This is a genomic window from Vibrio sp. 378 (assembly GCF_033339435.1).
Genome location: NZ_JAWOUO010000017.1, coordinates 54305 through 66507, shown reverse-complemented (window position 1 = coordinate 66507; position 12203 = coordinate 54305). Strand labels below are relative to the sequence as shown.

The window sequence follows — 12203 nt, the reverse complement described above, 5'->3', positions numbered from 1 at the left end:
GGAGCGACACACGAGGTTCGAACTCGTGACCTCAACCTTGGCAAGGTTGCGCTCTACCAACTGAGCTAGTGTCGCATCAACAACGTTTCCGCTGTTTAGGGCTGCGAATTATAAGAGCATTTTTTTGTGATGCAAGTCCTTCCTTCAAAAAAACTTTATTTTTTTACTGAACGACGAAAAAGCAATCAAAAGCGATATAAATTACAACAATTTGGATCGCAACCTTAACAGTTAAATCTTGAAAATAGTACCTCGATAGTACTTAAGTTCTGCGATGGACTCACGAATGTCGTCCAAGGCCAAATGTGTTCCCTGTTTTGTGAACCCATTTAGCACCTCAGGTTGCCAGCGACGTGCTAGTTCTTTAAGAGTACTAACGTCAACATATCGGTAATGGAAGAACTCTTCCAACTCAGGCATATGCTTGTATAAAAAGCGGCGATCCTGCCCAATGCTGTTACCACATATTGGCGACGCCCCTTTCGGCACCCATTTTTCTAAAAATTCAATGGTTTGAGCGACTGCGTCTTGTTCTGAGATTTGACTGTTTCGAACGCGCTCCACCAAACCGCTTGCAGTATGCGTATTAGTACACCAGTCGTCCATTTTCGCCAGTTCTTCTTCCGGCTGATGAATCGCTAACACTGGACCTTCAGCCAAAATATTTAGTTCGCTATCCGTGACAATAGAAGCAATTTCGATGATTTTGTGCGTTTCAGGATCAAGCCCTGTCATCTCTAAATCAACCCAAATTAGGTTTTGATCGCTAAAGGACATGGTTACGCCGCCTATTTGTTTATCGATAAAAGAGGTACTATACCTCAAAATACGAGAAACACGATACTCATACACGGAGCCAAGAGTACGGCTCAACCATTTGAGTAAATTCACATAAAGTACAGAATTGTGGCAAAGAAGAAAAAGTTAACCAAAGGTCAGGTGCGACGCGTACGTAGCAACCAACAAAAGCGTTTGAAGAAGCAAGAAGATTCCATCCAGTGGGATGAAAACATGCTAGGCGCCAGCAAGCAAGGTCTCGTGATCACTCGTTTTGGTCAGCACGCGGACATTGAAGACCTTGAAACAGGCGAAATTCAACGCTGTAACCTCCGCCGTGGTATTGAGTCTCTAGTATCTGGCGATCGTGTTTTATGGCGCGAAGGATTGGAGTCTATGGCGGGCATCTCTGGTGTTGTTGAAGCGGTAGAACCTCGCTCTTCAGTGCTCACTCGTCCAGATTATTACGATGGCCTAAAACCCGTTGCAGCCAATATTGATCAAATGGTCATTGTCTCTTCGGTATTACCAGAGCTATCGCTAAATATTATTGACCGCTATCTCGTTGCATCAGAAACACTGAATATTGCGCCATTGTTGGTCTTAAATAAAGTCGACCTTCTAGAAGCCGATGATCGTGCAATGTATGAAGAATGGCTCAAAGAATATGAACGCATTGGCTATAAAGTGCTTCTGGTCAGCAAGAAGTCTGGAGAAGGCATTGCTGAACTAGAAACCCTGCTGCGTGACCGAATTAATATCTTTGTTGGTCAATCAGGCGTAGGGAAATCCAGCTTAGTCAACGCGTTAATGCCGGAACTAGAGAGCGAAGTGGAAGAAGGCGAAGTCTCTGAGAACTCTGGCTTGGGCCAACACACCACGACGGCTGCACGTTTATACCACATTCCAACGGGTGGCGATTTGATCGACTCACCTGGAGTACGTGAATTTGGTCTTTGGCATTTGGAAGCAGAAGAAGTAACAAAAGCATTCGTTGAATTTCGACCATATTTAGGCGGTTGCAAGTTCCGAGATTGTAAACACAATGATGACCCAGGCTGCCTTCTACGCGAAGCTGTCGAGAACGGGGAAATTAACGAAACTCGCTTTGAAAACTATCATCGCATTTTGGAAAGCATGGTTGAAAACAAAGCAAATCGTCAGTATTCACGTAATAAAAAAGCCGATCTGTAATTGAGTTAAGGCTGTAACTGTGTAAAAAGTCTTCACCTAATACTGACAAGCAAATTAAATTTCAGTAACATCACGCGCCCTAAAGCGCGAATCTAACAGAAGTATCGGAATTAAAGATGGACAAGTTTAAAGTTGGACTGCAGTACTGGATCCCACAACACGGCCTCACTCGCCTAATGGGTAAACTGGCTTCAGCAAAAGCTGGCGGTCTAACAACAGCAGTTATTCGTTGGTTTATCAAACAATACAATGTGAATATGGATGAGGCAAAGCACTCAGATCCTAAGCATTTTAAAACGTTCAACGAGTTTTTCGTTCGTGAGCTAAAAGAAGGCGCACGCCCAATTTCTGAAGGCGAAAACGTCATCACTCATCCAGCCGACGCTTGTGTTAGCCAGTTTGGCCCTATTGAAGATGGTCAACTTATCCAAGCAAAAGGTCATCACTTCTCAGCACAAGAATTGCTGGGCGGTGACGCGAATTTAGCTGACGAATTTAAAGATGGTTCTTTTGCGACATTGTACCTATCTCCGCGCGATTACCACCGTGTACACATGCCATGTGACGGCACTCTGCGCCAAATGATTTACGTACCAGGTGACCTGTTCTCAGTAAACCCTCTGACAGCAGAAAACGTACCAAACCTATTTGCACGTAACGAGCGTGTGGTGTGTATCTTCGATACTGAGTTTGGTCCAATGGCACAGGTGCTTGTTGGTGCGACAATTGTTGGTAGCATTGAGCAAGTATGGGCTGGCACGATCACTCCGCCTCGTGGAAACACTGTCTACAAATGGGATTACCCAGCAGAGGGTGACAAGGCCGTGATCTTGAAAAAAGGCGAAGAGATGGGCCGCTTCAAACTGGGTTCTACTGTTATTAACCTGTTTGCCAAAGACGCGATTGAGTTTGACGCAAGCATGGAAAACGGTAAGCCAACCGTTATGGGCACACCTTACGCCTTGAAAAAATAAGTAAAACAACGTTAAAGAGCCCTTTATTAAGGGCTCTTTTTATTGATAAAAAGCAAAACTCCGTTCGAAATTTAGCCTCTATTTCTCAAACTCATACCTGCCTCTAAGACCCTCATTCCACAATCAATTATCCTGCGCTTAGAATGAATATTTAGAGGGGCAGCCAATGCCAAAGATGAGTGTAAACACGTTGGCGAAATTGCTGGTGTGCTTTTTAATTCCGCTCGGTGTTTTGATGATGCCGATCGATGCTATTCCTATTGACGATCTCACTTTAATTCAGCATCGCCTGTTGGCTATTTTTCTTCTTGCTGCCCTACTTTGGGTTCTCGAGCCGGTTCCCGTTTTTGCTACGTCCATTCTTATTATCGCTCTTGAACTGATCATGATATCGGATAAAGGTTTGCATCTATTTCGCAATCCACCAGCGGGGCATGATTTAGGAGAGTTAATTGCTTACACCGATATTTTCTCGGCCTTCTCTTCACCGATCATTATTCTTTTTATGGGTGGTTTTGCTCTTGCGATTGCGGCTTCCAAATACGAGCTCGACAACAACCTCGCCCGAGTTCTATTAAAACCATTCGGCACCCAACCTAAGTTCATCATGCTGGGCTTGATGTTAATTACCGCCGTTTTTTCAATGTTTATGTCCAATACTGCCACGACCGTGATGATGCTAGCCCTGCTTGGCCCCATCGTCGCTTCAGCACCTAAAGGGGATTTAGGCATTAAAGCACTGGTGTTGTGTATTCCAATTGCAGCGAATACAGGCGGCATTGCGACTCCGATAGGCACGCCACCTAATGCGATAGCGCTTCAATATCTCACTGGAGAAAACGCGATAGACTTCCTATCGTGGATGACAATGGGTCTACCCTTTGTGTTGGTACAACTCACTGTAGCTTGGTTCTTGTTGCAAAAGCTGTTTCCGTCTAGCGAACCAGAAATGAAACTAAAGCTAGATGGTACATTCAAAAAGAGCTGGCGTGCGATCGTCGTCTACATCACTTTTGCACTAACCATTTTGCTTTGGATGACAACGAAAGTGCATGGCATGAATACATATGTTGTCGCGATTATCCCACTAGCAGTGTTCACGTTAACGGGCATTATGGGAAAAGAAGAGCTCAAGCTAATTAACTGGGATGTTTTATGGCTGGTTGCCGGTGGTATAGCAATTGGTATTGCCTTAGACAAAACAGGCTTAGCCGAAGCATTAGCGCACGCTATTGATTACAGCCTGCTATCACCATTTGCCGTTGTTTTAGCCCTATCGGTAGTGTGCTGGTTAATGGCGAACTTTATGTCTAATACCGCAACGGCAAACTTATTGATGCCTATTGCTGCCGCTATTGGTACATCCATGCCAAGCCTTATTGCGGTTGGTGGCCTACAAGGTTTACTGGTTGTCGTCGCCTTCTCCGCATCACTTGGCATGATCTTACCGGTTTCCACACCACCAAACTCTTTGGCTTATTCAACAGGCCTCATCGAGAGCAAAGACATGGCGAAAGTAGGCCTGATTCTCGGTTTGATTGGTCTAATTATCGTGTATGGCGCAGTTTTGGTACTGTTTTAATCGAAGAGCTCCATGAAAAAGCGTGTTGTCATGGAGCTGCTCTCCAGCTACTGCCCTTACAGAGCGGCTTTTACATCCCATAAATTTCGTGCATATTAAGACTCCTCTACTCTACAAGGACGTCGACACATCATGGGTTACGAATGGCTTGCTTTATGCGCCGCTTTTCTGTGGGCAGTTTCTAGCCTAATTTCGGTCATTCCTGCACAACACCTAGGCGCATTTTCTTACAGCCGCTGGCGTATGGGCTGCACAGCCGTGATCTTATCAACAATGGCCTGGATAACTGGCGGCTGGTTAACGGTTTCTTGGGAACATGTAACGCCAATGATGGCCTCAGGACTGATTGGTATTTTTATTGGCGATACCGCTCTATTCGCGTGTTTGAATCGTATGGGGCCAAGACAAGCCGGGTTACTCTTCTCTTGCCACGCCGTGTTCTCTGCCATCTTGGGCTACTTCTTATTTAGCGAAGTCATGACCACAATAGAACTACTGGGCGCATCATTGGTATTTAGCGGCGTGGTGATGGCGATATTCTTTGGCCGAAGAGGTCAAGTGAATAACGTCTTGGAAGACATTAAAGGTAACATCTGGGTAGGTATTGGACTTGGCTTAACCGCAGCAATGTGCCAAGCATTGGGAGGCATTATCGCCAAGCCAGTAATGCAAACCAGTATTGACCCAGTTGCGGCTTCTGCTATTCGAATGATCAGTGCCTTTTTCGCCCACAGCATGTTGTTAGTTCTAGGAGTCAAAGTCGCTCGCTCGACGCAACACATTACTTGGCGCGTATTTGGTATTACTGCCCTTAATGGTTTCTTGGCGATGGCCGTCGGCATGACGCTAATCTTATACGCACTCCAAGAAGGAAATGTAGGTATGGTTGCACTTCTATCTTCAACCACGCCAATTATGTTGCTACCACTGCTCTGGATTTACACTAAACGCCGACCAAACCGATTTGCATGGTTGGGCGCAGCCCTAGCTGTGATTGGTGCGGGCATTTTGGTTCAGTAACCTTACAGACCAGCCCTTATTGCCAGATACAAAAAAGCCCGAGTTTAAACTCGGGCTTTTGTCATTCGGAGCCGTTAGTTAATTATTTATTTAACTAATACTTCACCCGTCATTTCTGCTGGGATTTCTAGACCAGCTAGAGAAAGCATGGTTGGTGCAAGGTCAGACAGTTTACCGCCTTCTTTGAATTCAACCGCTTTGTCACCTACATAGATTAGAGGCACTGGTAGGTTAGTGTGAGCAGTGTGGATGCCGCCAGTTTCAGGGTCGATCATCATTTCTGCGTTACCGTGGTCCGCAGTGATCAATAGTTGACCGCCAACTTCTTTGATTGCTTCAACCACTTTACCCACGCTTTCATCTAGAGCTTCGATTGCTTTCTCAGCCGCTTCATAAACGCCAGTGTGACCAACCATATCTGCGTTCGGGTAGTTACAGATGATGGTATCGAACTTACCTGATTTGATAGCCGCAACCATCTTCTCTGTTAGTTCTGGAGAGCTCATTTCAGGCTGCATGTCGTACGTTGCAACTTTTGGAGAAGCAACCAACTGACGCTCTTCGCCTTCGAATTCGTTCTCAACACCACCGTTGAAGAAGAAAGTCACGTGTGCGTATTTCTCTGTTTCAGAGATACGTAGCTGAGTTTGACCTTGTTTAGATAGCCACTCACCGTAAGTGTTTTCTAGAGACGCAGGTGGGAATGCGATAGCTAGAGGGATATCAGCCGCGTATTGAGTCAGCATCACAAAGTTGATTGCTGGGAATACTGCACGCTCAAAGCCGTCAAACGCAGGAACGAATGCACGAGTGATTTGACGTGCACGGTCAGCACGGTAGTTCATGAAGATAACCGCATCACCATCTTGCATGATTGCGTCTTCTTGACCTTCCGCTTTGATAGTTGTTGCTTTAACGAATTCGTCGTTTTCTTCACGAGCGTAAGCCGCTTCTAGACCTGCAACTGCCGTTTCTGCTGTGAACTCAGCTTTAGCTTGAGTTAGAAGATCGTAAGCAACTTGGACGCGATCCCAGTTGTTGTCACGGTCCATTGCGTAGTAACGACCTACTAGAGAAGCAACGCGGCCTTTACCTAGTTTCGCAAATAGGTCTTGGAAACGTTGTAGTGAGTTTTCAGCACTACGTGGTGGTGTGTCACGGCCGTCTAGGAAGCAGTGCAGGTAGATTTTCTCTGCGCCACGCGCCGCTGCCATTTCAACTGCAGCGTAAATGTGGTCTTCGTGAGAGTGAACACCGCCTGGAGACATCAGGCCCATGATGTGTACTGCTTTTTCAGCTTTCACTGCAGAGTCGATAGCTTCAACTAGCGCAGGCGTTTCTTCGAACTCACCATCCGCAATTGATTTAGTGATACGAGTCAGGTCTTGGTATACAACGCGGCCTGCACCAATGTTAGTGTGACCAACTTCAGAGTTACCCATTTGACCATCAGGAAGGCCAACATCCATGCCTGAAGCAGAGATTAATGTGTGTGGGTTATTCGCAATCAGAGCATCCATTACTGGTGTTTTCGCATTCGCAATTGCGTTACTTGCTGTGTCTTCACGGTAACCGTAACCGTCAAGGATAACTAGAGCCAGTGGCTTCTTAGCTGACATAGTGATGACCTCATCAAATTTAAGTAACTTTTGGCGTAGGGCCTCGCTGCCCTATCTAACCTTGAAACAAAACTAGCGTAATTTTACTACACTTTTTAACCAAAACTGTAGGTTAAGATCAAATAATGTTTGCGATTTATTGTTGCTATCTTACAAGTTAAGCGAACAACGAGTCAGTGCCGACAATCGTGTTCCACAAGCATAGTCATTTCTAATACGCTTTGTACACCCCAGTCTAAGTTCGGTTTTCTTACGCTTCTCATTCTTATTTTTGCACTTGAAACAGCGCTAATTTAAAGCAACATCAAACAAGATGGGTTAATACCTATTGTTCTCTTTTCTCAGTAAAACAGAAGTCACTTAAACCGATAAGTCCAATAGGCCAAAGCAATCAAGCTACCAGAGCGAAATGTACGGATAGTAAGGGCATAACGGGTTTATAGAGATCTCAATTATTCGTTAGAAAATTTTAACCCTCTCGCCTAAGAGCCGTAACCTCGCTATACTCCTGCTTTATTTTTCCGCCAACAGCGTAAGAGCTCAAGACATGCAAGAGTACATTGAATTTTTCCAACAGAACATGATTCTATCTTTGGTTTGGGTAGGTCTTCTTGTCGCCTTTATCATGAACATCGTGAAATCAGCGACAGCCGCATACAAAGAAATCAACGTAAACCAACTGACTCATCTTATGAACCGTGAAAACGGCGTTGTAGTGGATATCCGTACCAAAGACGAGTTCAAAAAAGGTCATATCACCGACTCACTTCACATTTTACCGTCAGACATCAAAGCGGGTAACTTGGGTAGCCTTGAAAACCACAAATCAGACCCAATCATTGTTGTATGTAAGACAGGACAGACCGCTCAAGAAAGCGCAAACCTACTAGTAAAAGCTGGCTTCGAAAACGTGAGCCTACTAAAAAATGGTTTGATTGCGTGGAACGAAGCGAACCTGCCGTTAGTTCGCGGTAAGAAGTAGGAACGTGGCAAGAACGAAAGTTCGCGTTTAAACGCGCTTTTACCAAGCCTCGCGGACAAAAAACTGAGCAAATTGAAAGCAGTTGGAGCACTAAGTTGTGACGCTTTGCACGTAATACACGCTTCATCTAGTCAAGGTAGATTGGCTCAGTTAGTCTCAGGACATACCAGTTTTCTGAGCTTAGACGTTTCTAGGCTCAACAAATATTGATTTAAGGATTAAAAAATGGCTGAAGCAGCACCTCAAGACGCACAACAAAACTTCGCAATTCAACGCATCTTCCTAAAAGACGTTTCTTTTGAAGCGCCGAACTCTCCAGTAATTTTCCAGAAAGAGTGGAACCCAGACGTTAAACTAGACCTAGACACTCAAAGCCGTGAGCTTGGTGAAGGCGTTTACGAAGTTGTTCTACGCCTAACCGTTACTGTGAAGAACGAAGAAGAGACTGCGTTCCTATGTGAAGTTCAACAAGGTGGTATCTTCACTGCTGAACAAATGGAAGCTGGTCAACTTGCACATTGCCTAGGCGCATTCTGCCCGAACATCCTATTCCCATACGCTCGTGAAACTATCTCAAGCCTAGTCGTTAAAGGTACGTTCCCTCAACTGAACCTAGCGCCAGTAAACTTTGACGCGCTATTCATGAACTACCTACAACAGCAAGCTCAACAAGGCGAAGCTGAAGCGTAATTCACGTTTTATAAGTGACGAATAGCCACAGTGCTGACGTCACCGACTCAAATAAAATGCACAGAGCGTCTACCATTCGATGCAATGTGCATTTTTTATTTCTGACAAAAGTTTCTAGTTCCTAATCGCCAGAAGGCGTAAAATTTGACGATTAGGAACTAGATTCTACTAGTAGCAAGACAATTAGGCGGTAGCATGACACAAGCAAATACAAACAATGCTTACGGTAAAGACATCGCAATGACTGTGATTGGCGCAGGCTCATACGGCACCTCTTTGGCAATCTCACTCGCTCGTAACGGCGCGAACGTTGTCCTTTGGGGACACGAGCCAGAGCACATGGCTCGCCTAGAAGCAGACCGAGCTAACCATGCCTTTTTACCAGGTGTTGATTTCCCTGAAAGCTTGATCATTGAATCGGATTTAGAAAAAGCCGTTCAAGCAAGCCGAGATTTGTTGGTTGTGGTTCCAAGCCATGTCTTTGGCATCGTGCTAAACAGCTGTAAACCATTCTTGCGCGAAGACTCTCGCATCTGTTGGGCAACCAAAGGGCTTGAACCTGAAACGGGGCGCCTGCTGAAAGACGTCGCTTATGACATTATCGGTGAAAACTACTCACTAGCAGTATTGTCTGGCCCAACGTTTGCGAAAGAGCTCGCAATGGGTATGCCGACTGCAATTTCAGTTGCGTCTCCAGATTCTGAATTTGTTGCGGATCTACAAGAAAAAATCCACTGTAGCAAAACCTTCCGCGTATATGCCAATAGTGACTTTATTGGTATGCAATTGGGCGGCGCTGTGAAAAACGTTATTGCGATTGGTGCGGGTATGTCTGATGGTATCGGTTTTGGCGCCAACGCCCGTACTGCATTAATTACTCGTGGCTTGGCTGAAATGAGTCGCCTTGGTGCTGCGCTAGGTGCACAGCCAGAAACCTTTATGGGCATGGCGGGTTTAGGCGATCTTGTCCTGACATGTACCGATAACCAATCACGTAACCGACGCTTTGGCTTGGCATTAGGCCAAGGTAAAGACGTTGATACGGCTCAAGAAGAAATTGGCCAAGTGGTTGAGGGTTACCGCAATACAAAAGAAGTCTGGCTACTTTCTCAACGTATGGGTGTTGAGATGCCGATAGTTGATCAAATTTATCAAGTATTGTATCAAGGAAAAGATGCGCGCTTAGCAGCGCAAGATTTACTTGCTCGTGACAAAAAAGCCGAAGGAAAGTAGCAATCTACCGCCCTTTGCAGCTCATCTGAGAAAAATTGAAGTTGTCGGGTCACGGAAGAACCACTCTGGATATTGAGAATGAAACACTGCGAAAAACAAAAAGTCTGGAACAAAATTGTCTCAGAAGCCCGTGAAATGTCAGAACAAGAGCCTATGCTGGCGAGCTTCTATCATGCCACCATTATCAAGCATGAAAGTTTGTGTGCCGCTCTGAGTTATATTCTGGCTAACAAATTGAACACCGCTTCCATGCCAGCGATGGCTGTGCGTGAAGTGGTTGAAGAAGCCTTTGCGGCTGATCCAACCATCACTGACGGCGCGGCTTGTGATATTTGTGCCACGGTCAATCGCGACCCTGCTGTTTCAATGTACTCAATGCCATTGCTGTACCTAAAAGGCTATCACGCACTGCAAGGCTACCGAGTAGCAAACTGGCTGTGGAAGCAAGGTCGTCACGCTCTTGCGACTTACCTACAAAATCAGATTTCGGTAGCATGTCAGGTCGATATCCACCCTGCAGCGCGCATTGGTAGTGGCATCATGCTCGACCATGCAACAGGCATCGTGATTGGTGAAACTGCCGTGGTCGAAAACGACGTGTCTATACTGCAAGATGTCACCCTTGGTGGTACTGGTAAAGAATGCGGTGATCGTCACCCGAAAATTCGCGAGGGTGTGATGATCGGAGCTGGTGCAAAGATTCTTGGCAATATCGAAGTCGGTGAAGGCGCGAAAATCGGATCTTGCTCTGTGGTATTGCAAGCCGTGCCTCCTCACACAACGGTGGCTGGCGTGCCTGCAAAAATCGTCGGACGTCCAAAAACGGACAAACCCTCTCTCGATATGGATCAAGGCTTTAACGGCAAGTCGCAAAGCTTTATCCATGGAGATGGTATTTAATCGTCAACAAACCTTTTTGACAACAACGTGGTAGGTAACTCTCAAGTGCGAAAACAAAATCACCCTGTTCTACGCTCGGCTATTTTATTAACTTGTGCTTTATCTGCCACTTATCCCATTACCTCCTCTGCTGTGAGTCAGCAAGAGCTCAAAGGCGTATCCAGTGAGATAAGCCGTCAGCGCAAATCGCTCTCTTCCCAAGAAAAGCAGCTCAATGAGTTACAGAAATCACTAAAAGATCAAGAGCTTGGTATTTCTAAGCTTGAGCGTGAAATACGACAAACCAAGTCTAACCTCGCACAAGCAGACAAAAACATAGAAAACCTGGAAGAGAAAATTGCCTTGCAAGAAGCACAGCGTCAAGAGCAAGAAGAAGAACTCAAACAGCTGCTGCAAACGTATTACGTAACCGAGCGAGCGAAGGCCAATGGTCACTTGTTAAATCAAGGTGTGGAAGAAGACCGCATGAGCCAATACTTCCAGCATTTAGCTAAAGCACGTGCTGAAGTGATTGATGCGATCACCAAAATAACCCAAGAATTAGCGCACAACAAAAACCAGCTCGAGCTAGAAAAAGAGCAAATCGAGACTCTGCTCAAGCAGCAATCCGAAAAACGTACAGCGCTAGCGAGTACACAATCCAAGCGTAAGCAAACCCTGAATAAAATTCAGAGCAGTATCAAGAATGACAAACGCTACTTAGCCGAGCTGCAACGCAACGAAACCCGTTTAAAAGCAGAGATCGCCAAAGCAGCGAAGCGTAATGCGGTGCCAATGGACGGACTCGGCAAACAGCGCGGTAAGCTGCCTTGGCCACTAAAAGGCAGTGTGTTACACAACTTTGGTACGCGACAAACCGGGCAGGTAAACTGGAAGGGCATGGTGCTGTCTGCCAACTATGGTCAACAAGTGAAAGCCGTTTATCCTGGTACTGTCGTATTTGCGGAGTATCTGCGCGGATACGGTTTAGTGGTACTGCTCGACCACGGCAAAGGTGACATGACCCTCTATGGTTACAACCAAGCCTTAACTAAAAAAGAAGGCGACCGAGTCACCGCCGGCGAAGTGATTGCTCTCGCGGGTGATACAGGTGGTCAAGACAGGCCATCGCTGTACTTTGAAATTCGTCGTAATAGTGAAGCGCAGAATCCGAAATCTTGGTTAAAACGCTGATTATCTGACTCATAGACTTATAAAAAAGGAGCCACTCGGCTCCTTTGTTGTATTCATGG

General features: G+C 45.7%; 11 protein-coding genes and 1 tRNA gene. 9 read left to right on the top strand and 3 right to left on the bottom strand.

Annotated elements, in window-relative coordinates; all coding sequences use genetic code 11:
* Positions 1 to 2: 2 nt before the first annotated feature.
* Positions 3 to 75 (bottom strand) — tRNA-Gly (locus tag R7Q48_RS21400).
* A gap of 156 nt (positions 76 to 231) precedes the next feature.
* On the bottom strand, positions 232 to 777 hold the full coding sequence (gene orn, locus R7Q48_RS21395) for an oligoribonuclease (protein ID WP_017635574.1): 546 nt from the start codon (positions 775 to 777) through the stop codon (positions 232 to 234).
* Between the two features lie 129 nt (positions 778 to 906).
* Between orn and rsgA the strand changes: the two genes are divergently transcribed.
* The 4 genes from rsgA (at position 907) to R7Q48_RS21375 (ending at position 5547) form a co-directional block, all read left to right on the top strand.
* Positions 907 to 1971 (top strand): small ribosomal subunit biogenesis GTPase RsgA, encoded by a 1065-nt coding sequence (gene rsgA / locus R7Q48_RS21390; protein WP_005386419.1) that lies wholly within the window; start codon positions 907 to 909, stop codon positions 1969 to 1971.
* A 116-nt stretch (positions 1972 to 2087) separates the two neighbouring features.
* Positions 2088 to 2945 carry an archaetidylserine decarboxylase gene (asd, locus tag R7Q48_RS21385; protein ID WP_005381465.1) on the top strand — a complete coding sequence of 286 codons (858 nt, stop codon included), beginning with the start codon at positions 2088 to 2090 and terminating at the stop codon, positions 2943 to 2945.
* Between the two features lie 166 nt (positions 2946 to 3111).
* Positions 3112 to 4527 carry an SLC13 family permease gene (locus tag R7Q48_RS21380; protein ID WP_053303033.1) on the top strand — a complete coding sequence of 472 codons (1416 nt, stop codon included), beginning with the start codon at positions 3112 to 3114 and terminating at the stop codon, positions 4525 to 4527.
* Between the two features lie 132 nt (positions 4528 to 4659).
* Positions 4660 to 5547, top strand: a complete 888-nt coding sequence (locus R7Q48_RS21375; protein WP_005381469.1) for a DMT family transporter — start codon at positions 4660 to 4662, stop codon at positions 5545 to 5547.
* A gap of 86 nt (positions 5548 to 5633) precedes the next feature.
* On the opposite strand, the gene gpmM is transcribed toward R7Q48_RS21375, so the two are convergent.
* Positions 5634 to 7166 carry a 2,3-bisphosphoglycerate-independent phosphoglycerate mutase gene (gene gpmM / locus R7Q48_RS21370; RefSeq protein WP_033907178.1) on the bottom strand — a complete coding sequence of 511 codons (1533 nt, stop codon included), beginning with the start codon at positions 7164 to 7166 and terminating at the stop codon, positions 5634 to 5636.
* A gap of 547 nt (positions 7167 to 7713) precedes the next feature.
* Here gpmM and R7Q48_RS21365 point away from each other — a divergent pair.
* The 5 genes from R7Q48_RS21365 to R7Q48_RS21345 all read left to right on the top strand — a co-directional run bounded on the left by R7Q48_RS21365 (position 7714) and on the right by R7Q48_RS21345 (position 12144).
* On the top strand, positions 7714 to 8148 hold the full coding sequence (locus tag R7Q48_RS21365; protein WP_005386415.1) for a rhodanese-like domain-containing protein: 435 nt from the start codon (positions 7714 to 7716) through the stop codon (positions 8146 to 8148).
* 225 nt (positions 8149 to 8373) lie between these two features.
* The gene (secB, locus tag R7Q48_RS21360; protein WP_005386410.1) at positions 8374 to 8838 is read left to right on the top strand and encodes a protein-export chaperone SecB; all 465 of its coding nucleotides are present in this window, start codon (positions 8374 to 8376) and stop codon (positions 8836 to 8838) included.
* Between the two features lie 195 nt (positions 8839 to 9033).
* Complete coding sequence (gpsA, locus tag R7Q48_RS21355; protein ID WP_005381474.1) at positions 9034 to 10071, top strand: NAD(P)H-dependent glycerol-3-phosphate dehydrogenase; 1038 nt, start codon at positions 9034 to 9036, stop codon at positions 10069 to 10071.
* Between the two features lie 78 nt (positions 10072 to 10149).
* Positions 10150 to 10971 (top strand): serine O-acetyltransferase, encoded by an 822-nt coding sequence (cysE, locus tag R7Q48_RS21350; RefSeq protein WP_005381475.1) that lies wholly within the window; start codon positions 10150 to 10152, stop codon positions 10969 to 10971.
* A gap of 27 nt (positions 10972 to 10998) precedes the next feature.
* A complete protein-coding gene (locus tag R7Q48_RS21345; protein WP_005381476.1) occupies positions 10999 to 12144 on the top strand; it encodes a murein hydrolase activator EnvC family protein in 1146 nt (381 codons plus the stop codon).
* Positions 12145 to 12203 lie beyond the last annotated feature (59 nt).